The following is a 24,661-nucleotide window of genomic DNA, read 5'->3' on the forward strand; positions in this document are numbered from 1 at the left end:
CTGGACGAACACCCCGCGACCGAGAGGATCCCCATGTCGATCGATGCGAGCGGCGACGTCGCCATCCAGGGCGTCTCCCTGCGGAGTCTGCCGAAGGTGTCGCTGCACGACCACCTGGACGGCGCGGTGCGCCCGGCCACGATCATCGAGCTCGCCGACGCGATCGGTCTCGAGGTCCCGGCATCCGACCCTGCCGCGCTCGGTTCGTGGTTCGCGAAGAAGAGCGACGCGGGATCGCTGGTGGAGTACCTGAAGACGTTCGAGCTCACCACCGCGGTCATGCAGACCCGTGAGGGGCTGACGCGCGTCGCGCGAGAGTTCGTCCAGGACCTCGCGGCGGACGGTGTCATCTACGGTGAGGTGCGCTGGGCGCCGGAGCAGCACCAGGCGCGCGGGCTCTCGCTGGAGGACGCCGTCGAGGCGGTGCAGCAGGGCATCGAGGAGGGTGAGGACGCTGTCGACCGCGACGGCCGCAGCATCCGCGTCGGCCAGCTCCTCACCGCGATGCGGCACACCGACCGGGCGCGGGAGATCGCCGAGCTCGCAGTGGACTTCCGCGGACGGGGTGCCGTGGGCTTCGACATCGCCGGCCCCGAGGACGGCTTCCCTCCGTCGGACCACCGCGCGGCCTTCGACTACCTCGCCGAGAACTTCTTCCCGGTGACCGTGCATGCGGGGGAGGCGGCCGGGCTCGCCTCGATCCGCTCCGCCCTTCTGGACGGGCGTGCGCTCCGACTCGGACACGGCGTGCGCATCGCGGAGGACCTCGAGGTCGTCACGCAGGAGGGCGACGAGGTGCAGGTGCGCTTCGGTGACCTCGCCCGCTGGGTGCGCGATCGGGAGATCCCGCTGGAGCTCTCCCCGTCGTCGAACCTGCAGACCGGAGCCGTCGCGGCGTGGGGGCAGACCCTCGCCGATCATCCGTTCGACCTGCTGTACCAGCTCGGGTTCGCGGTGACGGTGAACGTGGACAACCGCACCATGAGCGCGACCTCCCTCACGCGGGAGCTGGCGCTGCTCGTGCAGACGTTCGAGTACGACCTCGACGACCTCGAGGCCTTCCAGTTCAACGCCGCCGCTGCGGCGTTCCTCCCCGTCGAGGAGCGGGAGGAGCTCGTCGAGATGATCGCCGAGGGCTTCGGCGCCTGACCCGGCGGCCGACACGACCCGTCGCGGCCGACACGACCCGTCGGCACGGCCGGAACGGGAGGCGGGACGCGAGGATGGGGGCATGCCCGCCTCCGTCTTCCTCGCCGGTCCCGCCTCGTGGAACCGGATGGTCCTGCTCGACCGGCTCCCCGAGCCCGTGCCCCACATGCAGTTCGCGCAGGCGAGCTGGGAGACGGTCGGCGGCACGAGCGCCGGCAAGGCGCTGAGCCTGACGACGCTGGGGCGGCCGGTCGTGCTGCATGGCATCGCCGGAGAGGACGAGGACGGGCTGCGCGTCCGCGAGGCGCTGCAGGCGGCCGGAGTGGTCGCGCACTGGACGGACGGGATCACCGAGCGGCACCTCAACCTGATGACGCCGCGCGGTGAGCGGGTGTCGCTGTACCTCTCGACCCCGGCGGAGACGACGGGGGAGGCGGACGGGGCGGACGCGGCGGAGATGGCTGGAGCCGACGCCGTCGTCCTCGACCTGGCCGCCGAGCCGCGACGGCTGCTCCCGCTCGCAGTGGCCAGCGGCACGCCGCTGTGGGTCGACGTGCACGACTACGACGGCGTCGGGGAGTACCACCGGCCGTTCCTCGCGGCAGCCACGGCGGTCTTCTGCAACGCGGACCGGCTGGACGCGCCGGTGGAGTTCCTCCGCGCCGTCGTCGCGGAGGGAGCGGCGTTCGCGGTGTGCACGCTCGGCGCCGAGGGAGCGGTCGCGGTGGGGGCGGACGGTGCCGAGTTCCGGGTGCCCGCCGTGCCGACCACCGTCGTCGACACCAACGGCGCCGGCGACGCGTTCTTCGCGGGCGTCCTCGACGCGCGGCTGGGAGGCGCGGACCTGGCGTCGGCGCTCTCGGCGGGCGCACGCTCGGCCGCCGGAGTGCTGACCACCCGGCATCTGCACCCGCTGCTCGACCCGATCCTCGGGGATCCGCGGGCGGCCTAGGGCGCGACCTGCTCCAGGAACCCGCCGACGACCTCGGTGACCTCGGCGTCCATCTCGTCGTCGTCGATCGTCGGGGTACCGTCGCCGGACTGGGGTCCGTAGTCGCCGAAGGAGGCGTGGGAGGCGCCGTCGATCTCGACGAACTCGGCGTCCGCGGGGAGCTCGGAGCGGGCGTCCGCGATCTTCTCGGGTGTGGAGAGACCATCCTCGCTGCCGGAGACGCTCAGCACCGGGAGGTCGGTGCCTGCGAGGTCGGTCGCGCAGTAAGAGGCGAAGAGGACGAGGGCATCGGCGTCCGTCGCGAGTTGACAGGCGCGCACCCCGCCGAGGGAGTGGCCGCCCACGGCCCAGACGCCGACGTCGGGCGCGGCGCTCGTGAACGAGTCGAGTCCGCGGGGATCGAAGAACGCCAGATTGAGCCAAGGCCGCGTGATCACGACCGTGGTGCCCTCCGCCGCGAGCCCCTGGAGGATCGACGCGTAGGCCCAGGGGTCGACCTTCGCGCCGGGGATGAAGACGAGCCCCCGGTCGGAGGAGCCGTCCGCGGGCTCCAGGACGATCCCCTCATCGGCATCGGTCACCGTGATCGCCGGGTTCTCGCGGACGGCGGTCAGCGGTGCGGGCTCCGCGTCCATGACGCCGACCTGGCTCCAGACGAGGACTCCGCCGATGGCGAGGAGGATGACGATCGCCACGCTCCACAGGACTCGCTTCAGGACGCGGCGCCGGGGCTTCTTCTGCACAGCAGCAACGCTACCCCGGCCCCGACGCCGCGTCCCTCAACCGGCGAGCGCCGCTTGACGGAGGGCCACGGCGTCGCGGACGGCGGGGAAGAGCGGGTGCTCCGGATCGAGGCCAGTGGTGCGGACGGTGAAGCCCGCCGCGTTCTCCGTGCGCAGAAGGGTCTGCAGCTCGACCGACTGCTCGTCGGCGGCGTCGTCGAACTCCAGCGCGGAGGCGACGGCGGCCACCAGGGCATCCGTCGGCAGTCCGTGCTCGGCTGCCATCGCCGCGGGGCCGATGAACCGCTCGTGCCGGGAGATCTTCCGCAGGGGCTGACGGCCGACGCGCTGCACGGTGTCCACGAGCTCCGGGTTCCGGAACCGCTCCAGGATGGTCGCACGGTACTGCGCGAGGTCTGCGGGGTCGAGCCCGTGCTCGACGACCAGCACCGCCGAGGTCTCTTCGAGGGCGGCCGACACCTGCGCGGCGATCGCGTCGTCCGCGAGGGCGTCCGAGATCCGCTCGATGCCCGCCCGTGCACCGAAGTACGCGGTGGCGGCATGACCGGTGTTCACCGTGAAGAGCTTGCGCTCGATGTACGGCGCGAGGTCGTCGACGAAATGGGCGCCGGGGATACGCGGCGGGGTGTCGCCGAACGGCCGGGCCTCGATCGCCCACTCGAAGTACGGCTCGACGGTGACGTCGATGCCCCCACCGTCCGGCTGCGCCGGGACGATGCGGTCGACGGCGGTGTTCGCGAACACCGCACGCGCGAGGAGGACGTCGGCATCCGGCCCCGCCGCCGCGACGATCTCCTGCCGCAGCTGATCGGTGGCGCCGATGGCGTTCTCGCAGGCCATCACCTGCAGCGGCGCGGCCTCGGGGGAGCGCAGCGCGAGCCCGGCGACGATCGACGGGGCGACGAACCGCAGCACGGTGGGGCCGACGGCGGTCGTGACGACGTCGGCCGTCGCCACCTCCTCCGCGACCACGGCGGGGTCCGTGCGGCTGTTCACCGCACGGAACCCGGAGACGACGTGGTCGGTCCCTCCGGGGCCGGCTTCGTGCACGGTGTACGAGTCCGACCGGTCGATCGCCTCCACGAGTGCGTCGGCGACGTCGCTGAACACGACCTCGTACCCGCCCTCGTGCAGGAGCAGGCCGACGAAACCGCGCCCGATGTTGCCCGCCCCGAAGTGGACCGCCTTCATCCCTCGTTCACCTCCGAGAGGAGAGCGAACAGCTCGTCCGGCGTCGCCGCCGCTTCCAGCCGGGCGACGTCGTCCTCCTCCGAGAAGAGGATCGCGATGCGGGATAGGATGTCCAGGTGCTCATCGCCGACGCCGGCGATGCCGATCACGAACCTCGCCTGCTCGCCGTCCCAGTCGACGCCGCCGTCGTAGCGGACGACGGAGAGCGCGGACGCCAGGATCGTGTCCTTCGCCTCGTTCGTGCCGTGCGGGATGGCCAGGCCGTTGCCCATGTACGTCGACACGGTCTCCTCGCGCTGACGCATCGCATCGACGTACGCCGGGGTCACCGCGCCGGCGGCGACGAGGATGTCCGTCGCCTCCTGGAGCGCGTCGTCCCGCGACGCGCCTCCCGGGTGGATGCGGACCTGCTCGGCTGTGAGAACGCTCATTCTTCGTCCTTTCGCTGTTCCTTGACCATCTCGACGACCTCGTCGTACTTCGGCGAGTTCATGAAGTTGTCCACCGAGACGTGCAGGGAGTCCGGCGACTTCGCCGTGGCCCGGTCGGTGAGCTGCTGCTGCGTGATGACCACGTCGGCGGCGCCGTCGAGGTTGGCGATGGCGGCGTTCGTGACGGTGATGCCCTCGATGCCGGCCTTCTTCAGCTTGTTCCGCAGCACGCTGGCGCCCATGGCGGACGAGCCCATACCGGCGTCGCACGCGAACACGATGGTCTCGATCGGGGCCGCCGCGACCGCAGTGGTGGCGGGAGCGGGCGTGGACTCCGGTGCCGCCGTCGCGGTCGAGGTGCGCAGGGCGTCCATCGCCGCGGACGACTTGCCCTTGTTCGCCTCGGTCTGCGCGATGGCCGCACCGAACGTGTCGCCCTCGGCGGCGAGGTCGCGCTTGCGCGAGGCCCGCAGGATGACGCCGGTGATGAGGAAGGTCACCGTCGCGGCGATGATGACCGACAGGTACACCACGAGGAGGTTGGCGACGCCGGGGCCGATGGCCGCGGCGGTCACGGCGATGATGCTGCCCGGGGCGGCCGGGAAGGCCAGTCCGCCACCGAGGACCATGTTCGTGGTGACGCCGGCCGCTCCACCCGCGATGAGCGCGAGGATCGTGGTCGGCTTGCTGAGAGCGTACGGGAAGTAGATCTCGTGGATGCCGCCGAAGAACTGGATGATGGCGGCACCGGGAGCCGAGGCCTTCGCGGCGCCGACCCCGAAGAAGGTGAAGGCGAGCAGCAGGCCGAGGCCGGGGCCGGGGTTCGCCTCGATGAGGAAGAGGATCGACTTGCCCGTCTCCGCAGCCTGCTCGATCCCCAGCGGGGTGAACACGCCGTGGTTGATGGCGTTGTTGAGGAACAGCACCTTGGCCGGCTCGACGATGATCGACACGAGCGGCAGCAGGTTGAGCGACACGAGCCAGTCGACGGCGGCGCCCAGCGCGGCGCTGATGCCCAGCATGACCGGACCGAAGGCGAAGAACCCGACGATGGCGAGGAGCATGCCCAGGATGCCGGCGGAGAAGTTGTTGACGAGCATCTCGAAGCCAGGGCGGATCTTGCCGTCCCACAGCCTGTCGACCTGCTTCATGATCCAAGCGGCGATCGGGCCCATGATCATCGCGCCGAGGAACATCGGGATGTTCGTGCCGACGATCACACCGACGGTCGCGATCGTGGCGACCACGCCGCCGCGCTCGCCGTAGACCATGCGGCCGGCCGTGTTCGCGATCAGGAGGGGCAGCAGGTAGGTGACCATCGGGCCGACCAGGCCCACGTAGGCCAGGATGTTGCCGTCTGCGCCTTCGGCGACCGCGGTCATCGCGCCTTGCCAGCCGAGGACGGCGGAGTCGCCGCCGCCGCCGATGATCTCGGCGACGCCGGCCCAGTGCCAGCCGAACGGGCTCTCGGCGCCGAAGAAGCCCTTCGGGATGAAGAGCATCGTGATGAAGCCCCAGGCGATGAAGGCCGCGATGTTCGGCATGATCATGCCGGAGAGGAACGTGCCGAAACGCTGCACGCCCACGCGGAGGCCACCGGGGGCGGTGGCGGCGGGTGACGTCGTCGTCATGATGTGGTCTCTTTCTGATGAGGGGGGAGTGCCGCGGCGAGGGTCGCCGCAGCGGTGCGGGCGGAGGGGGCGTCGTCCGCGGCGAGCGCGGCTTCCGCGAGGCGGAGGGCGTCGTCGCGAGTGCGGGCGGCGAGCGCCTGGCGGACGTCCGCGAGGGCGGACGGCGCCATGGAGAGGCTCGTCGCACCGAGCCCCACGAGGACGACCGCGAGCAGCGGGTCGGCCGCGGCCTCGCCGCAGATGCCGACCGGCTTGCCGAGGCGGGCACCGGCGGTGCCGACCTCGCGCACCAGCCGCAGCACCGCGGGGTGCCAGGGGTCCTGGAACGAGGCGACCGAGCCGAGCAGCCGGTCCGCGGCCATCGTGTACTGCGTGAGGTCGTTGGTGCCGATGGACGCGAAGTCGGCGTGGGCGAGGACGCGGTCGGCGAGCAGGGCGCTGGACGGCACCTCGACCATGACGCCGGCCGTCTTCAGGCCGTACTCGCGGGCGAGGCCTGTGAAATACACGGTCTCCTCGACGGTGGCCACCATGGGCGCCATGACCCACAGATCGGCGTCGGTCGCGGCGTCGGCCTCAGCCAGCGCGGTCAACTGCTCGCGGAGGATGTCCTCGCTCGCGCGGAGAGCCCGCAGACCGCGCAACCCCAGGGCCGGATTCTCCTCGTGCGCGTCGTTGAGGAAGGCCAGGGGCTTGTCGGCCCCTGCGTCGAGCATCCGCACGACGACCTTCTTGCCGGGGAAGGCCTCCAGGAGCTCGCGATAGGACTCCCGCTGCTGGGCCACGGTCGGCGCCTGCGACGCGGAGAGGAACAGGAACTCGGTCCGGAACAGCCCGACGCCCTCGGCCCCGCGTGCGACCGCATCGGCGGCGTCGGCGGGCTTCCCCAGGTTCGCGAGGAGGGCGACCGGTGTGCCGTCGGCGAGCGCACCGGGCGTGAGCGGCGCGTCGTCCGCGACCAGTCGGGCCGCGGCGCGCTCGGCGGCGCGGCTGCGCTCCTCGGCGGTCGGTTCGCGGGTGATGACGCCTGCGGCGGCATCGACGATCACGGTCTCCCCGGTCGTCAGCGCGTGCCCGTCGCCGACGCCGACCACGGCCACGATGCCCTTCTCCCTGGCGAGGATCGCCGTGTGGGAGGTGGGGCCGCCGTCGGTGGTGACGAGGGCGAGCACCTGGTCGAGGTTCAGCAGCGCCGTGTCGGCGGGCGCGAGGTCGCGTGCCACGAGGACGAACGGGTGCCCGGGATCGGGCACGCCGGGGGCATCCACCCCGCGCAGCCGGGCCAGCACCCGCTGCGCGATGTCGTCGAGGTCGGCGGCGCGCTCGCCGAGGTAGCCGCCGACGGCCTCGAGCGTGGCCCGGAAGCCCGCGAAGGCGTCGTGAACGGCCCATTCCGCGGTGGCCCCGGCATCGATCCTCGCGTCGACCTCGTCCTGCAGCGTCGGGTCCTCGGCGATCATCGCCTGCGCCTCCAGCACCTCCTGCGCGGCGCCGCCGGCGGCCTCGCCACGCTGCGTCAGCTCCTGCGCGACGACGGCGACGGCCTCGCGGACCCGCGCGCGCTCGGCATCGGCCCCGGCGGTGCTCGGGACGTTCTCGGGCGCGGGCAGCGCCTCGGTCATGCGGACGACCGGTCCCTGCGCGACGCCGAGACCGATGCCCACGCCTCGCAACGCGCTCATCCGGCCGCGTCCTGGTCGTGGTCGGTCGTCAGCAGCTCGGTGAGCGTGTCCAGTACGCCCTCGGCGCCGTCGCCGTCGGCCGTGAGCGTCACGTAGTCGCCGTGCTCGATGGCCAGCGCGATCACCCCGAGGATGCTCGCGGCGTTGACCGGCGTGCCGGAGTCCTTGGCGATCGTGACCGCGAGCCCGGAGTCCTTCGCGGCCTGCGCGAAGATCTTTGCGGGCCGGGCGTGCAGTCCGTGCGAGGAGCCGATGCGGACGGTGCGGGTGGCGGTCATGGTGTTCCTTTCGGGGCCCCGCCGGCGGCGGCGAGGGTCGACTGGGCGAGAAGAAGGGTGCGGACGCCGTCGCGGTCCGCGAACACGTCGTCCGGCAGGACGGCGACGGGCGCGCGGGTCAGGTCGCGGATGGCGTCGAGGCGCTCACGCAGATGCGGGCCCACGAGGACGAGGTCGTGTCCGCCGAGGGGGACGGTGCTCTCGACCCCGGCACCCGCATCCCAGTCCAGGCCTGCTGCCGCTGCGGCAGTGCGCAGGCGCTGAGCGACGAACGTGCTCGACGCGCCGGCGCCGCAGACCACGAGAATCCTCATCGATGTCACCCTTCCTGAGAACAGTCTGGGAAACGTGACCACGGCGGCACCAACACGTTCTCTTCCGCCCCTGCGGAATGCTCCTCGCCGCGCCCGTGTCGCCGGAGGCTGTCATCATGGAGAGCAGTCGGACAGTGCCGTCAGCACGGGAACTCGGAGGGACCATGTCGCGCCAGCGTCAGGACCAGCTCCTCGCCGCGCTGCTGCGCGAGGAGGGCTGGGCGACCGCAGGCACGCTGGCCGATCTCCTGGGTGTGACCCCGCGGAGCATCCGCTCCTACGTCGCGGCACTGAACGCCCGCACGCCGGGCGCCGCGGTCGTCGAGTCCGGCCCCGCGGGCTATCGGGCGGGCCCCGGCGCCCGCGGCGCGCTGCGCGTCCGGCAGGGCGGCGACTCCGCCCCGCGCGAACGGCTGCACGCCCTCGTCCGGCTGCTCCTGGACGAGCCGGAGGGGATCGACGTCTTCGACACCGCGGATGCGCTGCACGTGAGCGAGGCGACGCTGGAGGCGGACCTGGTCCGCGTCCGCGGTCTCCTCGACGGGACCGACCTGACGCTCGACCGGGCCCGTGAGCGGGTGCGGCTCCACGGAGACGAGGCCGCCCAGCGCCGCCTGCTCAGCCGCCTCGCCCACGACGAGATGGACGACGCGTCGTTCCACCCGGAGATCTTCCGGCGGGCCCTCTCCGGGACCGCGGTCGATGCGCAGGCGGTCGGACCCTTCAAGTCGGCCCTCGTGCGCGAGCTCGGCGAACTCGGCTACTACGTCAACGAACTCGCGATCGCCGACGTGCTCCTGCACATCGCGATCGCCGCCGAGCGGGTGGCCGCCGGCCGTGCCCTCGAGGCACCCCCCGTGGGAGCTCGACCGGAGATCCCGCGGGTGGGAGCGGTGATCGCCGGCCTCGCCGCCGAGCACTTCGCCGTGGTCCTGGGCGAGGGCGACAGCGGTCACCTCGCCTCCCTGGTCCTGACGCGGATCGTCGCGCCGGGTGGCGAGGCGGCGCAGGAGCTCGCCCGCAGCGGCGTCGCCCCGGACGTGGAGGCGGCGGTCAGAGCGGAGATCGCGCGGGCCGCGGAGGACTACCGCGTCGACCTCGTCGACGAGACGTTCGTGCTCCGCCTCGCGCTGCACGTGCAGAACCTCCTGCGCCGCGCCGAGGAGAGCGCCCTCACCCGGAACCCGCTGACCCGCTCGCTGAAGACGACCTATCCGATGATCTTCGAGGTGGCGGTGTCGATCGCGAGCGGTCTGCACGACCGGCTCGGCACGCCCATCCACGACGACGAGATCGCCTACATCGCCATGCACGTCGGGGGACGGCTGGAGCGGAGCCGCAAGGCGGAGTCCATCCTCACCGCGACCATCGTCTGCCCCGGCTACTACGAACTCCACGAACTCCTGCGTTCGAGCGTGGACCGCTCGCTGGGTTCCGCGATCGAGGTCACCAGCGTCGTCACGAACGTCGACCCGGACTGGGCGTCGTTCGACACCGACCTCGTGCTGAGCACGATCGAACCCGGGGCTTCCGGCGACCGGTTCGTGCGCATCCAGCCGTTCCTCACGGACGCCGACGTCGACCGCATCCAGCAGGCCGCAGGGCGGCTGCGCCGCGGTCGACGGCTCGCCCGGCTGCGGGAGGAGCTCGCGCGGTACTTCCACCCCGATGCCTTCGTGCACCCGCTCCCTGACGAGGGCGAGGAGGCCATCATCCGGCGGCTCGGCGCCCCGCTCGTCCGCGCGGGGCTGATCGGAGACGACTACGTGGAGAACACGATCGTGCGCGAGCGCATGTCCTCCACCGCGTTCACCGATGCGCTCGCCGTGCCGCACGCGCTGCAGATGACCGCGACCCGGACGGCGATCGCGCTCGGCGTCGCGGACGGGTCGGCGGCCTGGGGGGACGGACGCGTGCAGGTCGTCGCGCTCGCCGCCTTCAGCGAGAGCGACAGGGCGGCTTTCCAGACCGTGTTCGAGCAGCTCGTCGAGGTGTTCAGCGAGCGGGAGAGCGTGCAGCGGATCGTCCGCCGCGGGGCGACCTTCGAGGGCTTCCTCGACGAGCTCGTCGCCGTGATCGACGGCTGAGACTCAGGCGTCGGGCGCGAGCACCAGGGCGAGCTGCGCGAGGACGCGCTCGGACGACGGACCCGGCGCCGTCTCCAGGGTCACGGCGTCCCCGGGGGCGAGGGCGAGGTCCATCACCGCGAGGACGCTGCGCAGATCCACGGCCGTGCCGCCGGCGGTGCGCAGCGTGACCGGGAGCTCGTGCGCCTGCGCGAGGCGCACGAGCTCCGCGACCGGTCGTGCGTGCACCCCGTTGTGGGCGCTGACGACGACGTGGCGGACGGGCATGGTCAGGAGCGCTCGTCCAGGAGGACCCGGACACCGGCCTCCAGCTCGGCGACGGCGGCCGCCGCACCCTCCGCGGAGTCGGCTGCGGCGTCGATGTAGACCTTGAGCTTCGGCTCCGTTCCGCTCGGGCGCACGATGACCCGGGATCCGTCGGAGAGCCGGTACCGCAGCACGTCCCCGGAGGGCTGCCCCGGTGCGCTCTGCAGCAGGTCCTCGGTCGACGCGATCGAGCGTCCGCCGATCTGCGTGGGCGGAAGCGAGCGCAGCGACAGCATCACCGTGCCGATGAGCGACAGGTCAGCCACCCGCACCGACACCTGGGAGCTCGCGAAGTGACCGTACGTGTCGCCCACCTCGCGGACGAGATCGGCGAGGGTCAGCCCGCGCTCCTGCGCCTCGGCGGCCAGCCCGAGCACGGCGACCGCGGCGGAGATGCCGTCCTTGTCGCGCACGGTCTCGGGGTTGACGAGGTAGCCCAGGGCCTCCTCGAAGCCGAAGACGATGCCGGGAGCCCGCGAGATCCACTTGAACCCGGTGAGCGTCTCGTGGAAGTCCAACCCGTGGTGGGCGGCGATGGCGCCGAGCCCGGGGGAGGAGACGAGCGAGCACGCGAGCGAGGCCCCGGGAGTTCCGGCCGCGGCACGCGCGGCGCGGGCGCCGAGCAGCAGTCCGACCTCGTTGCCGGTCAGACGTCGCCAGCCGTCCGCGGCGGTGTCGTCGGGGACGGCCACGGCGAGCCGGTCGGCGTCCGGATCGTTGGCGAGGATGAAGTCCGCCTTCGCCCTCCGGGCCGTGGCGAACGCCAGGTCCATGGCGCCCGGCTCCTCCGGGTTGGGGAAGGACACCGTGCGGAACGTCGCGTCCGGGTGGAGCTGCTCGTCGACCACGATCGGCCGCGGGTAGCCGGCAGCGTCGAGGATGCGCGCGAACGTCTCCCAGCCGACGCCGTGCATCGCGGTGTAGACCCAGCGCAGGCGGCGGCCTGCCGCGGGTGCGGGGGCGACGGCCGCGGTGGCGGCGACGTAGGCCTGGACGAGATCCTCGCCCGCGGTCTCGTAGGCGCTGGACCGCGGCAGGGCACGCACGTCTCCGCCGTCCGCGACGCGCTGGATTTGGGCGGCGATCTCGGCATCGGCGGGAGCCACGATCTGCGAACCGTGATCCGCGCCGCCGAGGTACACCTTGTAGCCGTTGTCGTCCGGCGGGTTGTGGCTCGCGGTCACCATCACGCCCGCGTCGGCGCCGAGGTGCCGCACCGCGAAGGCCAGCACGGGGGTGGGGAGCAGGCGGGGGAGCAGGATCGCGCGCAGGCCGGCACCGGCGAACAGCTCCGCGGAGTCCTGGGCGAACACCCGGGAGTTGCGGCGGCCGTCGTAGCCGATCACCACGGTCGGGGTCGCGCCCGCGGCCCGCTCGCGCAGATACGCCGCGAAGCCCGCCGCGGCCTGGGAGACGAGCACCCGGTTCATCCGGTTGCTTCCCGCCCCGAGCGCGCCGCGGAGCCCGGCCGTGCCGAACGCGAGACGACTGCCGAAGCGGTCGTCGAGCTCCGCCGTGGCGGCCTCATCCCCGGAGGCGGCGCGGGTGATGATGCCGGCCAGCTCGTCGCGGGTCTGCGGGTCGGGGTCCTGGCGCAGCCAGGCGCGGGCCTGGGCGAGCCGCTCCTCGCTCACAGGGCCTCGACCACCCGGGCCAGCAGGTCGGAGATCACCGGCTCCGCCTCGCGTCCGGCCTCGATGACCTCGGCGTGGCTGAGCGGGGTCTGCTGGATCCCGGCCGCGAGGTTCGTGATGAGCGAGAACCCGAGGATCTCCATGCCGGCCTCGCGCGCCGCGATCGCCTCGAGCGCGGTCGACATGCCGACGATGTGGCCGCCGATGTGCTTGGCCATCTGCACCTCGGCCGGGGTCTCGTAGTGCGGGCCGCGGAACTGCGTGTAGACGCCCTCGTCGAGGGCGGGGTCGACCGTACGGGCGATGTCGCGCAGGCGCTTCGCGTAGAGGTCGGTGAGGTCGATGAACGTCGCGCCCTCCAGCGGGGAGTCGGCGGTGAGGTTGATGTGGTCGCTGATCAGCACGGGCTGGCCGGGCTTCCAGGTCTCCTTGATGCCGCCGGCGCCGTTGGTGAGCACCATGATCTTCGCGCCGGTGGCTGCGGCGGTGCGGACGCTGTGCACGACCCGGCGGACGCCGTGGTCCTCGTAGTAGTGCGTGCGGGCACCGATGACGAGGATGTTCTTCCCGCCGGGCGTCCGGATGCTGCGCAGCGTGCCGACGTGGCCCTCCAGAGCGGGCTTCGAGAACCCGGTGACCTCGGTGGCGGGGATCGTCGCCATGGTCTCGCCGATGAGGTCGGCGGCCTTGCCCCAGCCGCTGCCGAGCGTGAGGGCGATGTCGTGCTTCTCGACGCCGGTCAGCCGCGCGATGTCGGCGGCGGCTTCGGCTGCGACCTCGAACGGGTTCGCAGCGGGGTCGTCGAGGGGGTTGCTGTGGGTTTCAGGCATGGATCCACTCTAGGAAGTGGCAGGCTCCGGTGCCAGGATTGCGGAAGAATGGAGAGCATGTCTTCCACCACTTTCGAGCGCACTCAGCGCGTCGCCGTCCTCGGCGGCGGACCCGGCGGTTACGAGGCGGCCCTGGCGGCCGCCCAGCTCGGAGCGGAGGTCACCCTCGTCGAGCGCGTCGGTGTCGGCGGATCCGCCGTGCTCACCGACGTGGTGCCCTCGAAGAGCCTCATCGCCACGGCGGACGCCGCTGTCGCCATCTCCGAGGCCAGCGACCTGGGCGTGAACTTCTACGCCAAGGGCGAGAACGGCAAGCCCCTCAAGCCGGAGATCGCCATCAACCTCGCGGCGGTGAACAAGCGCCTCGTGGCGCTGGCCGGTCAGCAGTCCGAGGACATGCGCACCACCCTCCTCGACGCAGGCGTGCGCATCCTCTCCGGTCACGGCCGTCTGGAGGGTCCGAACGCCATCGTCGTCTCCACGGGCGAGCGGGGCACGGACTTCGACCGCGTCGAGGCCGACACCATCGTCGTCGCGGTCGGCGCCTCGCCGCGCGAACTCGACTCCGCCAAGCCCGACGGCAAGCGCATCCTCACGTGGACCCAGCTCTACGACATGAAGGCGCTGCCCGAGCACCTCATCGTCGTCGGCTCCGGCGTGACCGGTGCCGAGTTCGCCTCCGCCTACATGAACCTCGGGGCGAAGGTCACGCTCGTCTCCAGCCGCGAGCAGGTCCTCCCCGGCGAGGACCAGGATGCGGCGCGGGTGCTGGAGAAGGTGTTCAAGCGCGGCGGCATGCAGGTGCTGTCCAAGTCGCGCGCCGAGAAGGTCGAGGTCACCGGAGACGGCGTCACGGTGACCCTGTCCGACGGTCGCACTGTCGAGGGCAGCCACTGCCTCATGGCGGTCGGCTCGATCCCGAACACGGCCGGCATCGGTCTGGAGGAGGCCGGTGTCGAGCTCGACGACTCCGGACACGTCCGGGTGAACCGCGTCGCGCGCACCTCGGTGCCGAACGTGTACGCGGTCGGGGACTGCACGAACTTCTTCCCCCTGGCCTCGGTGGCCTCCATGCAGGGTCGCACGGCGGTGTTCCACGCGCTGGGCGACATCGTCATCCCGCTCGAGCTCATCAAGATCACCTCCAACATCTTCACCGCGCCGGAGATCGCGACCGTCGGCTACGGCGTCAAGGACGTGGAGGACGGCCTCGCGGACGGCATGGTCTACAAGCTCCCGCTCGCCGCCAACCCGCGCGCGAAGATGATGGGCATCAAGGACGGCTTCGTCAAGCTCATCGCGCGCAAGGGCTCCGGCACCGTGATCGGCGGAGTGATCGTGGCCCCGAAGGCCTCCGAGCTCATCTACCCCATCGCGATCGCGGTCGAGCGTCGCCTCACCGTCGACCAGGTCTCCCGGGTCTTCGCCGCGTACCCCTCGCTCTCGAGCAGCATCACCGACGCGAGCCGCGCGATGCACCTCGTGAACATCTCCTGACCCGAGACCCCGCGCAATCGCCGAGACCCCGGGCTGCAGACATCTGCAGCCCGGGGTCTCGGCGTGAAAGCGGGGTCTCGCGTGTCAGGAGATCGGGTCAGGAGATCGTGAGGAGCTGGTGGCCGGCGGACACCGTGGTGCCAGCGGCGGCGTCGATGCTGCCGACGACGCCGTCCTTGTGCGCCTGCAGCGGCTGCTCCATCTTCATCGCCTCGAGGACGACGACGAGGTCGCCCTTGACGACCTGCTGCCCTTCCTCGACGGCGACCTTGACGACCGTGGCCTGCATCGGCGACTTCACCGCGTCGCCGGAGGCCCCGGCGTTGGCGACCGTGGCGTGGCTGCGACGCGACGGCGGCACCGCCGCAGGGCGTCCCGTGGTGCCGGGGGCGACGGCGACGCGATCGGGCAGGCTGACCTCGAGCCGCTTGCCACCGACCTCGACGACCACCGTGTGCCGGGCGTTCGCGGGGGCCGGAGCCTCGAGCTCGCCGTCCCACGCGGGGATGTCGTTGTCGAACTCGGTCTCGATCCACCGCGTGTAGACGCCGAACGTCCCGTCCTCGGCCGTGAAGGCGGGGTCGCGGACGACCTTGCGGTGGAAGGGGATGACGGTGGGAAGGCCTGCGACCTCGAACTCGTCCAGGGCCCGACGCGCGCGCTCCAGGGCCTCGGCGCGGTCCTTGCCGGTGACGATGATCTTGGCGAGCAGCGAGTCGAACGCGCCGGAGACCGCGTCCCCGGCGGTGACACCGGAGTCGAGGCGGATGCCGGGGCCGCCGAAGGTCTTGAAGACGTGGATGGGGCCGGGCTGGGGGAGGAATCCACGACCCGGGTCCTCGCCGTTGATGCGGAACTCGATGGAGTGGCCCTGCGGCTGGGGGTCGTCGTAGTCGATCGTGCCGCCGGCGGCGATGCGGAACTGCTCGCGGACGAGGTCGATGCCGGTGACCTCCTCGGACACGGGGTGCTCGACCTGGAGGCGGGTGTTCACCTCGAGGAAGGAGACCGTGCCGTCGGCGCCGATGAGGAACTCGCACGTGCCCGCACCGACGTAGCCGACCTCCTTGAGGATGGCCTTGGACGCCGAGTAGAGCTTCTCGTTCTGCTCGGGCGTGAGGAACGGGGCGGGTGCCTCTTCAACGAGCTTCTGGTGTCGACGCTGCAGCGAGCAGTCGCGGGTCGAGATGATGACGACGTTGCCCTCGGCATCGGCGAGGCACTGGGTCTCGACGTGCCGGGGCTTGTCGAGGTACTTCTCCACGAAGCACTCGCCGCGGCCGAACGCGGCGACCGCCTCGCGCGTGGCGGACTCGAACAGCTCCTCGACCTCGTCGAGCTCACGGGCGACCTTGAGGCCGCGACCGCCGCCGCCGTAGGCCGCCTTGATCGCGATCGGCAGACCGTACTCCTGCGCGAAGGCGACGACCTCGTCGGCACCGGAGACCGGGCCGGGGGTGCCGGGCGCGAGGGGCGCGCCGACCTTCTCGGCCACGTGGCGGGCGGTGACCTTGTCGCCGAGCGCTTCGATGGCCTCCGGGGAGGGGCCGATCCAGATCATCCCGGCGTCGATCACGGCGCGCGCGAACTCGGCGTTCTCCGCGAGGAACCCGTAGCCCGGGTGCACGGCGTCGGCGCCGGCGCGGCGGGCAACGGAGAGGATCTTTTCGATCTGGAGGTAGGTCTCGGCGCTGGTCGCGCCACCGAGCGCATACGCCTCGTCAGCGAGGCGCACGTGCAGCGCGTCCCGATCCTGGTCGGCGTAGACGGCGACCGAGGCGATCCCGGAGTCACGAGCGGCACGGACGATGCGGACGGCGATCTCGCCGCGGTTGGCGACGAGCACCTTCGCGATTTCAGGCATGGTTGCCAGCCTAGCGAGTAGCATCCCGATACTTTTGACGACTCTCGACAAGAAAGAGGGAAAAACGTGGAGGGGAGTCTACGACCACAGATCCGTCCACCGCACTCCGAGATCGGCAGCGAGACGGCGCACGGTGGAGAGTGACATCCCCACGACGGTGGAGGGATCGCCCTCGACCCGGGTGATGAAGGCGCCGCCGAGGCTGTCCACGGTGAAGGCTCCGGCGACATGGAGCGGTTCCCCCGATGCCACGTACGCGGCGATCTCCTCATCGCTGATGTCCTCGGCGAACGTCACGGCGGCCTCCGCGACAGCGGTCGCCTCGACGGGCTCGGCGCCGGGGGAGACGCGGAACACGGAGTGCCCGGAGTGCAGCACGCCGGTGGCGCCGCGCATCTCCTGCCACCGGCGCGTGGCCTCCTCCGGCGTGTAGGGCTTGCCGTAGACCCGGTCCCCGAGCGCGAACATGGAGTCCCCGCCGATCACGATGCCGTCGAACACGCCCTCGGCGGCCAGCCGCTCGGCGACGGCGGCGGCCTTGGCGCGAGCGAGCAGCAGCACGAGGTCGGCGGGTGCGACGGGGCCCATGCGCTCCTCCGCGGCGGCGGCCAGGGCGTCCTCGTCCACCTCCGGCGACAGCGTGAGGGGTTCGATGCCGGCCTGACGCAGCAGCATGAGCCGGGCAGGGGATGTCGAGGCGAGGCAGACGCGCATGGAGACCACCGTATCCTCGAAGGATGACTTCCTCCGCAGCCGACGTGCTCGATCTCGACATCACCGGCATCGCCCACGGAGGCACCTTCATCGCCCGTCACGACGGTCGCGTGGTCTTCGTCTCCGATGCGATCCCGGGGGAGCGCGTCCGAGCCCGCCTGCTGGATCCGTCCGCCGGCGCCGGGGAGCCCGACACCCGCAGCTTCTGGCGCGCCGAGACGATCGAGGTCCTCGAGGCCTCCCCGCATCGGCGGCCGCACATCTGGCCGGAGGCGGACGTCGCGCACGACCCCGCCCAGCGGCCCGGGGGTGCCGACCTCGGGCACATCGACCTCGGGCACCAGCGCGTGCTCAAGCGACAGGTTCTCTCGGAGGCGTTCGACCGCTTCGCCGGTCCCGGACTCGAGGCGCCGGAGATCGAAGCCGTGGAGTCCGGGGATGGGACGGGGTGGCGGACGCGGGTGACCCTGCACGTGGACGACGAGGGACGGATCGGCCCCTTCGCGGCCCGCAGCCACCGCGTCGTCCCGGTGTCGACGCACCCGCTCGCCCGCCCCGCGATCGCCGAGGCCGCCCTGGCCCTGCAGGGCGAGAAGGCCGGACGCATCGAGCTCGTGGAGCCCGCGGACGGCCGGGTGCGCATCCTCCGCCACCCCGAGGCCGAGCGGCGCTCACCGCGGGATCGTCGTCCTCGGCCGACACCCGAGGTCGTGCAGGAACGCGTCGGTGACCGCACGTTCGACGTCGACGCCGGAGGGTTCTGGCAGGTGCACCCCCGTGCCGCCTCCGTCCTCGACGGTGCCGTGTACGGCCTGCTCGACGGGCATGTGGAGCCGGACGCGACGCACTACGACCTGTACGGAGGCGTCGGCCTCTTCGCGCGGACCCTCGCGGATCTCGGCGGCACCGATGTCGTCACGGTGGAGTCCAGCCGCCGGGCGACGCAGCACGCCGCCGCGAACCTCGCCCCGCTCGACGTGACGGCGGTCACGGCTCGCGTCGACCGCTTCCTGCAGCAGCCTCGACGCGGAGGCGCCACGGGAGCCGTCGTGCTCGATCCGCCGCGGTCGGGGGCCGGGCGGGCGGTCGTGGAGGGCGTGCATGCGCTGAGTCCGTCCGCGATCGCCTACGTCGCCTGCGACCCGGTGGCCCTCGCCCGCGACCTCGGCACCTTCCGCGGCCTGGGGTGGGAGGTCGGTGCCCTCCGCGGCTTCGACCTGTTCCCGCACTCGCATCACTTCGAGGTCGTCGCCCTGCTCACCCGGTGAGCGCATTCCCGGCCCCGGGTCCGCGACTCACTAGGCTGTGGGCATGAGCACCGTCGCCCTCATCGACGACCACGAGTCCGTCCGCCTCGGCCTCGAGGCCGCGTGCGCCAGGGACGGGCAGACCGTCGTGTTCACCGGGAGCACGGTCGGCTCCTACCTCGTGTGGCGCTCGTCCACGGGCGCTCCACCCGCAGACGTCGTCGTGCTCGACCTCACGCTGGGGGACGGGACGACGGTCACGGAGAACGTCGTGTCCCTCGTCGCCGACGGCGCCAGCGTGGTGATCCACAGCGTCGCCGACCGTCCGGCAGCCGTCCGCGAGGCGCTGGCGGCCGGCGCGGCCGGAGTCGTCAGCAAGTCCTCCGCCCTCGACGACGTGCTGGATGCGATCCGCACCGTGGCACAGGGTGAGGCTCTGAACAACGTCGAATGGGCCAGCGCGGTCGACGGCGACCGCGCGTTCGCCGACGCCCAGCTGTCCACCCGGGAGCGGGAGGTGCTGCGCCTGTACGCGACCGGCCTGCCGCTGAAGGCAGTGGCCGAACGCCTCGGCGTCGCGTACTCCACCGCGAAGGAGAACATCACCCGGATCCGGGTGAAGTACGTCGAGGTCGGTCGGCCGGCGCCCACCAAGGTCGATCTGCTGCGGCGCGCGATGGAGGACGGCATCGTGACGGCCGACGGGGCGCCGAGTGCCCGCTGAGCCGCTGAGCGTCCGCGACGCCTGGAGCAAGATCCCGTCTCCCGGCAGCGCGGAGAACGGCTTCGAGCGGTTCACCGGGAAGCGGATGGAGCGCATCCTCGCGATCGTCGTCGCCCTGGGCTCCGCCGTGCTCGGGGCGCAGGCGCTGATCGCGGCCGTGCACACGATGTCCCGCGCGGACGTGCCGCACATCGCGATGCTCATCGCGGTGTTCGTGCCGTTGGCGGCGATGCTCGTCGCCTGCCTGGTCGGACGCGGCGTGCGCCTTGCCGCGGGGGTCTTCGCCGTCGTGTACGTCCTCGCGCTCGCGGCATGGCCGGTCGTCGTCGATCCCACCGACAAGGTGGCGGGGGACCAGCCGTGGATCTTCTTCCTCGTGAACGTCGGAGTCGTGGCGGCGATGCTGGCCTTCCCCGTGCGGCTGCAGTTCGCGTGGGCGGTCGGGGTGCCGTTCGTCTACGGGTACGTGCGTCTGGTGCAGGGCGACTTCTCGCGGGAGTTCTGGGTGACCACCGCGTTCGACGTCTCCTTCACGCTCATCCTCGGCGTCGTGATCGTCTCGCTCGGCTGGATGTTCCGCTCGGTCGCCGCGGGCGTGGACGAGGCGCGGGGCACGGCGGTGGCGTCGTATGCGACGGCGGCGGCCGCCGCGGCGGCGGAGGAGGAGCGTGTGGCGATGTCGGCGCTCATGCACGACAGCGTGCTGGCCGCACTCATCGCCGCCGAACGCGCGGAGGGCGAGCGGGCGAGAGAGCTCGCCGTGGCGATGGCGCGGGAGGCGCTCACGCGGCTCGCGAACACGGAGGCGGCGGTCGCGGAGGAGGGTAGCGATGAGCCGGTGGGCGCCGCGCAGATCGTCGTGGAGCTGCGACGGGCCCTCTCCGAGCTCGGCGCCGACGCGATCGTGGAGGAGCGCGGCGGGAGCGGCCTCATCCCGGGGCGCGCAGCGAGGGCTCTCGTGCTCGCGGCGCGGCAGGCGATCGGCAACGCGGTCGCGCACGCCCACGGGCGCGGCCTGCACATCCTCGTGGTCGGTCACGGCGACGAGGGCATCGCCGTGACGGTCTCCGACACCGGGAACGGGTTCGACGTCGACACGATCGGTCCGGATCGGCTCGGCATCCGCGCCTCCATCCTCGCCCGTATGGCCGGTGTCGCCGGCACCGCGCGGATCTCCTCCGACGAGGGCGGCACCGTCGTCACCTTGGGCTGGGAGCGCTCATGAACCGGACCGTGCGGAGTGTCGCGACCTCGCTCGCCGTCGGGTTCGCGCTGTACTTCGTCGCCCGCGGGATCTGGTGGATCGAGCAGCCGACGGCACCGCTGCTCATGGTCCTCGCGATCGCCGCGTACCTCGTCGTGGTGAACATCGCGATCCTCGGCAGCCCGGCCACGGTCCGGATGCCGCTGTGGTCGGCTCTCCTCGCGCTGGCCGTGAGCGCGGTGATCCCGGCGCTCGTGACCCTCTCGCTGGAACCGGACGATCGCACGGCGCCGTTCGCCACCTGGTACATCGGCGCTCTCGGGCTGCTCGGCGTGGTGTGCGTGGTCCGGCGCCGGCCCTGGGTGGGCTGGACGACGCTCGCCGTGCTCGTCGTCTCCGCGTCGCTCGCGCTGGGCATGGGCGTGGCGATGAACCTCGGCGTGGTGGGCTCAATCATGTGGGTGGCGGTCGCCCAGCTGCTGGTGATGTTCTGGGATCGCGCCGTCAGCGACACGGAGCGCCTGTCCGAGATCCAGCAGGCCGTGTCGGCCTGGCATGCGACGCAGCGCGTCCGCCAGCGCGAGCGTCGGCTGCGGACGCAGTTCGCCCTCGCGGTCGCCGGCCCGATCCTCAGCAGGGTGGTGGCCTCACGCGGGCTGCTCGACGACGACGAGCGCCTGGAAGCCCGGCTTGCTGAGGGACGTCTGCGCGACGAGCTGCGCGGCGCGGACCTGTTGAACGACGACGTCCGCAATGCGATCGACGCCGCGCGCCGCCACGGTGCCTCGGTGACCGTGTTCGACGAGGGTGGGCTCGACGGCGTGGACGAGGGGCGGCGGATGGAGATCCGGGACGAGCTCGCGGCGGTTCTGCGCAGCGCGGGTACCGGCCGGATCATCATCCGCTCCGCACGGGATCCGCTCGTCGCGGTGACGGTCGTCGGCCGCGCGGGCCTGCGGGCCTCGGACGACGACTCCGTGGACCTGTGGCACGAGATCGCCAAACAGCGGCGTGAGACCGCCTCCGACGCACGGAAGTGAGAGTGGGCGAGGGGCGGCGAATCCGCCTGCCCCTCGCCGTGCGGACAGTTACCCGAAAACCGTCCGCTGGTGGCCGATCAGCGTCTGTCTACCCTGGGACAGAGAGACCAGCCGAACGCGAAGCGTCCCCTTCAGTCTGCGGGGTCGTGCAACGGTTGTCTGTAGGTATTTTGGGGGACAAAACACGTCGACCCGATTCAGCCGGCGAAGCGTCCCCAGGGGATGTCGCGACGCAGCGGTCGGCGCAGCGGGCGCTGCGTGCGCGTCCACGCCGACACCCGCGGCTCCTCGACCGTCGCCTCCGCCTGCTCGGTCTCGTAGGCGTCGCCGAGCACCGCGATGAGGGCCGCGAGTTCCTCCTCCGTGGCGGCGCCGCGCGTGATCTCCAGAAGGAGCGGCGCGGGGGCCGTCCCGTCGACGGCGGATTCCTGCGCGCTCACAGCGGGATGTTCCCGTGCTTCTTCGGCGGCAGCTCTGCGCGCTTGCCGCGGAGCGCGCGCAGAGCCTTCGCGATCGCGACGCGCGTGTTCGCCGGTTCGATGATGCCGTCGAGCTCGCCGCGCTCGGCCGCGAGGAAGGGCGAGGCGACGTTGTAGGTGTATTCGTTGGCCAGACGCGTGCGGACCGCCGCCACGTCCTCGCCGGCGTCCTCCGCCTTGCGGATCTCGCCGCGATAGAGGATGTTGACGGCGCCCTGGCCGCCCATCACGGCGATCTCCGCGGTGGGCCAGGCGAGGTTCACGTCGGCGCCGAGCTGCTTCGACCCCATGACGATGTACGCGCCGCCGTACGCCTTGCGCAGGATCACCGTCACGAGCGGCACGGTGGCCTCCGCGTACGCGTAGAGGAGCTTGGCGCCGCGGCGGATGACGCCTGTCCACTCCTGGTCGGTGCCTGGCAGGTATCCCGGCACGTCGACGAGGGTCACGATCGGCAGCGAGAACGCGTCGCAGAACCGCACGAACCGGCTCGCCTTCTCGCCGGCCTCGATGTTGAGCGTGCCCGCCATCTGGGACGGCTGGTTGGCGATGATGCCGACCGAGCGGCCCTCGATGCGGCCGAAGCCGATGACGATGTTGGGAGCGAACAGCGGCTGCACCTCGAGGAAGTCGCCGTCGTCGACGACATGCTCGATCACCGTGTGGATGTCGTACGGCTGGTTCGGGGAATCCGGGATGAGCGTGTTGAGCGTGCGGTCGGCGTCGGTCGTCTCGAACTCGAACGCGCTCTCGTAGGACGGCAGCTCCGCCATGTTGTTGTCCGGCAGGAATCCGAGGAGCGTGCGGGCGTAGTCGATCGCGTCGTCCTCGTCCTCCGCGAGGTAGTGGGCGACACCGGAGCGCGTGTTGTGCGTGTAGGCGCCACCGAGCTCCTCCATGCCGACGTCCTCGCCGGTGACCGTCTTGATCACGTCGGGCCCGGTGACGAACATCTGGCTGGTCTTGTCGACCATGATGACGAAGTCGGTGAGGGCGGGCGAGTAGACGGCGCCGCCGGCGGCCGGGCCCATGATGATCGAGATCTGCGGGATCACGCCGGAGGCGCGGGTGTTCAGACGGAAGATCTCGCCGTACTTGCCGAGCGCGACCACACCCTCCTGGATGCGCGCCCCGCCGGAGTCGAGGATGCCGATGCAGGGCATGCCGCCGGCCAGGGCGAACTCCATGACCTTGACGATCTTCTCGCCGGCGACCTCGCCGAGCGACCCGCCGAAGGTCGAGAAGTCCTGCGAGTACACCGCCACGGTGCGGCCGTGGATGGTGCCGACGCCGGTGACGACGGAGTCCCCGTAGGGGCGCGAGCGGTCCATCCCGAACGCGGTGGTGCGGTGGCGCACGTACTCGTCGAACTCGACGAAGCTGCCGGGGTCGACGAGGAGTTCGATGCGCTCGCGGGCGGTCATCTTGCCCTTCGCGTGCTGCTTCTCCTTCGCCTTCGCCTCGGCGTCGACGACGGCCTCGGTGTAGCGAGCGCGCAGGTCCGCGATCTTGCCGGCGGTGGTAAAGGGGTCGGGCTTGTCCGTCACGGATTCCACCCTAGCGTCGGGTCCGCGCCGTCCGTTGGATGATCGGCACAACGGGTCGACGGATCCTTTGGCGAGGTGCGCGACCCCTCACGTCCCGGTCGCGCCGGAACCCGGGCGCGGCGGCAGATCGTGGTCGCCGTCGCTCTCACCCGCCTCGATCTCGTCCGCCGCATGCTCACGCCGGCGTCCGGCGATCTCACCCACCCGATGACCGACCCACCCCGCGCCGCGCGCCACGGTGCCGGCGGCTCCGGCGACGGCGGTGCCGGCGTAGCGCGCCCCCCGGAGCATCCGCAGCTCCACCTTCTCGGCGCCGGGCACGGGCTCCAGCTCGGCGGGCAGGGTGAGCGGTGCGGAGCCGAACGCGCGGTGGGACGTGGTGAGCACCCGGCGGCCGAGGATGTGGTTGCCCGCCCCGCCGATGGCCGCGCCGATCCCGAAGGGCATCGCCTTACCGATGAACGAGGCGCCGCCCCTGGCCGCGAACTGCTTCACGAACATCCCCTTGAGCTGGTCCACCAGGGGTCCCACCGCGGCGCGGGGCAGCGACTTCGTCACCATCTCGCCCCAGTACGCCGAGCGGCTGCCCCCGCGCCCCGCGACCTGCCGGGCGAGCTGGCCGACGAGGTCGACGCCCTCCTTGCCGAGCATGAGCGTCATGACGAGAGCGCGTGCGCGGTCGGGGTTGCCGACCGCGATGCCGTGCACCTCGGCCACCGACTGCGCGAAGAGGGCCGTGGACTCCACGAATCCCACGGTCTCGACGCCGGAGAGCGCGAGCGTGATCCCGGTGCCGATGCCGGGCACGACGGCGGTCGCCCCCACCGCGGCCCCACCCGTCGTGACGGCCGCGAGGTAGCGCCGCTCCAGGATCCGGATGATCTCGTCGGGCGTCGCGTGGGGGTTGCGGAGCCGGATGCTGCGGATGTGGGCGAGCACCAGCGGCCGCTGGATCGACAGGACCCGATCGAGCCCGCGCACCATCATGGGGTGCTCGGGGGAGCCGACCGGGGGTACGCCCTTGTCCCACGGGGCGTCGTCCGGCAGGGAGTGGATCTTGTGCACCTTGGGGGCCATGCGCCGATCCTATGAAGCCCGTCCGCGAAAACACCGAGAG

At 71.9% G+C, this 24,661-nt stretch carries 23 protein-coding genes; 8 read left to right on the forward strand and 15 right to left on the reverse strand.

Annotated features, from left to right (window positions below; translation table 11 throughout):
- Positions 1-33 precede the first annotated feature (33 nt).
- Both ACIGJI_RS12725 and ACIGJI_RS12730 read left to right on the forward strand, forming a co-directional pair.
- Positions 34-1,149, forward strand: a complete 1,116-nt coding sequence (locus ACIGJI_RS12725) for an adenosine deaminase (protein ID WP_363447011.1) — start codon at positions 34-36, stop codon at positions 1,147-1,149.
- Between the two features lie 82 nt (positions 1,150-1,231).
- Positions 1,232-2,101, forward strand: a complete 870-nt coding sequence (locus ACIGJI_RS12730; RefSeq protein ID WP_363447009.1) for a PfkB family carbohydrate kinase — start codon at positions 1,232-1,234, stop codon at positions 2,099-2,101.
- Here ACIGJI_RS12730 and ACIGJI_RS12735 read toward each other — a convergent pair.
- From ACIGJI_RS12735 to ACIGJI_RS12765, 7 genes are read right to left on the reverse strand one after another with little or no spacing between them, the layout of a single operon-like run.
- Positions 2,098-2,844, reverse strand: coding sequence for an alpha/beta hydrolase (locus tag ACIGJI_RS12735; RefSeq protein ID WP_259954619.1), 747 nt, complete (start codon positions 2,842-2,844; stop codon positions 2,098-2,100). The two genes, ACIGJI_RS12730 and ACIGJI_RS12735, sit on opposite strands and share 4 nt — an antisense overlap.
- A gap of 36 nt (positions 2,845-2,880) precedes the next feature.
- The gene (locus tag ACIGJI_RS12740; protein WP_363447007.1) at positions 2,881-4,035 is read right to left on the reverse strand and encodes a mannitol-1-phosphate 5-dehydrogenase; all 1,155 of its coding nucleotides are present in this window, start codon (positions 4,033-4,035) and stop codon (positions 2,881-2,883) included.
- Positions 4,032-4,466 carry a PTS sugar transporter subunit IIA gene (locus tag ACIGJI_RS12745; RefSeq protein WP_187661934.1) on the reverse strand — a complete coding sequence of 145 codons (435 nt, stop codon included), beginning with the start codon at positions 4,464-4,466 and terminating at the stop codon, positions 4,032-4,034. The genes ACIGJI_RS12740 and ACIGJI_RS12745 overlap by 4 nt, the downstream gene beginning before the upstream one ends.
- Positions 4,463-6,097: a PTS mannitol transporter subunit IICB gene (locus tag ACIGJI_RS12750; RefSeq protein WP_187661933.1), complete on the reverse strand. Its 1,635-nt coding sequence runs from the start codon at positions 6,095-6,097 to the stop codon at positions 4,463-4,465. Before ACIGJI_RS12750 ends, ACIGJI_RS12745 begins: the two co-directional genes overlap by 4 nt.
- Entirely contained in the window at positions 6,094-7,779 is a 1,686-nt protein-coding gene (gene ptsP / locus ACIGJI_RS12755; protein WP_363447002.1) for a phosphoenolpyruvate--protein phosphotransferase, read from the reverse strand. Before ptsP ends, ACIGJI_RS12750 begins: the two co-directional genes overlap by 4 nt.
- Entirely contained in the window at positions 7,776-8,057 is a 282-nt protein-coding gene (locus ACIGJI_RS12760; protein WP_187661931.1) for an HPr family phosphocarrier protein, read from the reverse strand. The genes ptsP and ACIGJI_RS12760 overlap by 4 nt, the downstream gene beginning before the upstream one ends.
- Positions 8,054-8,371 (reverse strand): PTS sugar transporter subunit IIB, encoded by a 318-nt coding sequence (locus ACIGJI_RS12765; RefSeq protein WP_187661930.1) that lies wholly within the window; start codon positions 8,369-8,371, stop codon positions 8,054-8,056. The genes ACIGJI_RS12760 and ACIGJI_RS12765 overlap by 4 nt, the downstream gene beginning before the upstream one ends.
- Before the next feature lie 164 nt (positions 8,372-8,535).
- Here ACIGJI_RS12765 and ACIGJI_RS12770 point away from each other — a divergent pair, with 164 nt between their 5' ends.
- On the forward strand, positions 8,536-10,458 hold the full coding sequence (locus ACIGJI_RS12770) for a PRD domain-containing protein (RefSeq protein ID WP_363447000.1): 1,923 nt from the start codon (positions 8,536-8,538) through the stop codon (positions 10,456-10,458).
- A 3-nt stretch (positions 10,459-10,461) separates the two neighbouring features.
- Here ACIGJI_RS12770 and ACIGJI_RS12775 read toward each other — a convergent pair whose 3' ends face one another.
- From ACIGJI_RS12775 to ACIGJI_RS12785, 3 genes are read right to left on the reverse strand one after another with little or no spacing between them, the layout of a single operon-like run.
- Positions 10,462-10,725 (reverse strand): HPr family phosphocarrier protein, encoded by a 264-nt coding sequence (locus ACIGJI_RS12775; protein ID WP_259954622.1) that lies wholly within the window; start codon positions 10,723-10,725, stop codon positions 10,462-10,464.
- A gap of 2 nt (positions 10,726-10,727) precedes the next feature.
- Complete coding sequence (locus ACIGJI_RS12780; RefSeq protein WP_366243961.1) at positions 10,728-12,398, reverse strand: phospho-sugar mutase; 1,671 nt, start codon at positions 12,396-12,398, stop codon at positions 10,728-10,730.
- Positions 12,395-13,228, reverse strand: coding sequence for a purine-nucleoside phosphorylase (locus ACIGJI_RS12785; RefSeq protein ID WP_363446995.1), 834 nt, complete (start codon positions 13,226-13,228; stop codon positions 12,395-12,397). The genes ACIGJI_RS12780 and ACIGJI_RS12785 overlap by 4 nt, the downstream gene beginning before the upstream one ends.
- Before the next feature lie 48 nt (positions 13,229-13,276).
- On the opposite strand from ACIGJI_RS12785, the gene ACIGJI_RS12790 reads away from it, so the two are divergent.
- Positions 13,277-14,725 (forward strand): NAD(P)H-quinone dehydrogenase, encoded by a 1,449-nt coding sequence (locus ACIGJI_RS12790; RefSeq protein ID WP_025105680.1) that lies wholly within the window; start codon positions 13,277-13,279, stop codon positions 14,723-14,725.
- Between the two features lie 97 nt (positions 14,726-14,822).
- Here ACIGJI_RS12790 and ACIGJI_RS12795 read toward each other — a convergent pair whose 3' ends face one another.
- A complete protein-coding gene (locus tag ACIGJI_RS12795; RefSeq protein ID WP_259954231.1) occupies positions 14,823-16,589 on the reverse strand; it encodes a biotin carboxylase N-terminal domain-containing protein in 1,767 nt (588 codons plus the stop codon).
- A gap of 78 nt (positions 16,590-16,667) precedes the next feature.
- Positions 16,668-17,303 carry a nucleoside triphosphate pyrophosphatase gene (locus ACIGJI_RS12800; protein ID WP_268776835.1) on the reverse strand — a complete coding sequence of 212 codons (636 nt, stop codon included), beginning with the start codon at positions 17,301-17,303 and terminating at the stop codon, positions 16,668-16,670.
- Between the two features lie 23 nt (positions 17,304-17,326).
- Between ACIGJI_RS12800 and ACIGJI_RS12805 the strand changes: the two genes are divergently transcribed.
- Genes ACIGJI_RS12805 through ACIGJI_RS12820 form a run of 4 tightly spaced genes read left to right on the forward strand, consistent with a single transcriptional unit; the run spans position 17,327 to position 21,518 of the window.
- Complete coding sequence (locus ACIGJI_RS12805; protein ID WP_363446991.1) at positions 17,327-18,571, forward strand: TRAM domain-containing protein; 1,245 nt, start codon at positions 17,327-17,329, stop codon at positions 18,569-18,571.
- A gap of 43 nt (positions 18,572-18,614) precedes the next feature.
- Positions 18,615-19,274: a response regulator transcription factor gene (locus tag ACIGJI_RS12810; RefSeq protein WP_071329676.1), complete on the forward strand. Its 660-nt coding sequence runs from the start codon at positions 18,615-18,617 to the stop codon at positions 19,272-19,274.
- A complete protein-coding gene (locus ACIGJI_RS12815) occupies positions 19,264-20,499 on the forward strand; it encodes an ATP-binding protein (protein WP_187661923.1) in 1,236 nt (411 codons plus the stop codon). The genes ACIGJI_RS12810 and ACIGJI_RS12815 overlap by 11 nt, the downstream gene beginning before the upstream one ends.
- Positions 20,496-21,518: a hypothetical protein gene (locus ACIGJI_RS12820; protein WP_363446989.1), complete on the forward strand. Its 1,023-nt coding sequence runs from the start codon at positions 20,496-20,498 to the stop codon at positions 21,516-21,518. Before ACIGJI_RS12815 ends, ACIGJI_RS12820 begins: the two co-directional genes overlap by 4 nt.
- Positions 21,519-21,715: 197 nt before the next feature.
- Here the strand turns inward: ACIGJI_RS12820 and ACIGJI_RS12825 are convergent, their stop codons facing one another.
- The 3 genes from ACIGJI_RS12825 to ACIGJI_RS12835 all read right to left on the reverse strand — a co-directional run bounded on the left by ACIGJI_RS12825 (position 21,716) and on the right by ACIGJI_RS12835 (position 24,621).
- Complete coding sequence (locus ACIGJI_RS12825; protein WP_187661921.1) at positions 21,716-21,958, reverse strand: acyl-CoA carboxylase subunit epsilon; 243 nt, start codon at positions 21,956-21,958, stop codon at positions 21,716-21,718.
- A complete protein-coding gene (locus ACIGJI_RS12830) occupies positions 21,955-23,544 on the reverse strand; it encodes an acyl-CoA carboxylase subunit beta (RefSeq protein WP_396667030.1) in 1,590 nt (529 codons plus the stop codon). Before ACIGJI_RS12830 ends, ACIGJI_RS12825 begins: the two co-directional genes overlap by 4 nt.
- Positions 23,545-23,631: 87 nt before the next feature.
- Positions 23,632-24,621: a hypothetical protein gene (locus ACIGJI_RS12835; RefSeq protein WP_363446985.1), complete on the reverse strand. Its 990-nt coding sequence runs from the start codon at positions 24,619-24,621 to the stop codon at positions 23,632-23,634.
- Positions 24,622-24,661 lie beyond the last annotated feature (40 nt).

Origin of the sequence: Microbacterium sp. NPDC064978 (genome assembly GCF_044543605.1) — a bacterium.
Taxonomy (GTDB): Bacteria; Actinomycetota; Actinomycetes; order Actinomycetales; family Microbacteriaceae; genus Microbacterium; species Microbacterium meiriae.

Coding starts and splice junctions, on each gene's coding strand:
- ACIGJI_RS12795 (WP_259954231.1), bottom strand. CDS start 16,589: ATGCCTGAAATCGCGAAGGTGCTCGTCGCCAACCGCGGCGAGATCGCC.
- ACIGJI_RS12745 (WP_187661934.1), bottom strand. CDS start 4,466: ATGAGCGTTCTCACAGCCGAGCAGGTCCGCATCCACCCGGGAGGCGCG.
- ptsP (WP_363447002.1), bottom strand. CDS start 7,779: ATGAGCGCGTTGCGAGGCGTGGGCATCGGTCTCGGCGTCGCGCAGGGA.
- ACIGJI_RS12770 (WP_363447000.1), top strand. CDS start 8,536: ATGTCGCGCCAGCGTCAGGACCAGCTCCTCGCCGCGCTGCTGCGCGAG.
- ACIGJI_RS12810 (WP_071329676.1), top strand. CDS start 18,615: ATGAGCACCGTCGCCCTCATCGACGACCACGAGTCCGTCCGCCTCGGC.
- ACIGJI_RS12740 (WP_363447007.1), bottom strand. CDS start 4,035: ATGAAGGCGGTCCACTTCGGGGCGGGCAACATCGGGCGCGGTTTCGTC.
- ACIGJI_RS12775 (WP_259954622.1), bottom strand. CDS start 10,725: ATGCCCGTCCGCCACGTCGTCGTCAGCGCCCACAACGGGGTGCACGCA.
- ACIGJI_RS12835 (WP_363446985.1), bottom strand. CDS start 24,621: ATGGCCCCCAAGGTGCACAAGATCCACTCCCTGCCGGACGACGCCCCG.
- ACIGJI_RS12790 (WP_025105680.1), top strand. CDS start 13,277: ATGGAGAGCATGTCTTCCACCACTTTCGAGCGCACTCAGCGCGTCGCC.
- ACIGJI_RS12750 (WP_187661933.1), bottom strand. CDS start 6,097: ATGACGACGACGTCACCCGCCGCCACCGCCCCCGGTGGCCTCCGCGTG.
- ACIGJI_RS12805 (WP_363446991.1), top strand. CDS start 17,327: ATGACTTCCTCCGCAGCCGACGTGCTCGATCTCGACATCACCGGCATC.
- ACIGJI_RS12785 (WP_363446995.1), bottom strand. CDS start 13,228: ATGCCTGAAACCCACAGCAACCCCCTCGACGACCCCGCTGCGAACCCG.
- ACIGJI_RS12765 (WP_187661930.1), bottom strand. CDS start 8,371: ATGAGGATTCTCGTGGTCTGCGGCGCCGGCGCGTCGAGCACGTTCGTC.
- ACIGJI_RS12725 (WP_363447011.1), top strand. CDS start 34: ATGTCGATCGATGCGAGCGGCGACGTCGCCATCCAGGGCGTCTCCCTG.
- ACIGJI_RS12820 (WP_363446989.1), top strand. CDS start 20,496: ATGAACCGGACCGTGCGGAGTGTCGCGACCTCGCTCGCCGTCGGGTTC.
- ACIGJI_RS12730 (WP_363447009.1), top strand. CDS start 1,232: ATGCCCGCCTCCGTCTTCCTCGCCGGTCCCGCCTCGTGGAACCGGATG.
- ACIGJI_RS12800 (WP_268776835.1), bottom strand. CDS start 17,303: ATGCGCGTCTGCCTCGCCTCGACATCCCCTGCCCGGCTCATGCTGCTG.
- ACIGJI_RS12760 (WP_187661931.1), bottom strand. CDS start 8,057: ATGACCGCCACCCGCACCGTCCGCATCGGCTCCTCGCACGGACTGCAC.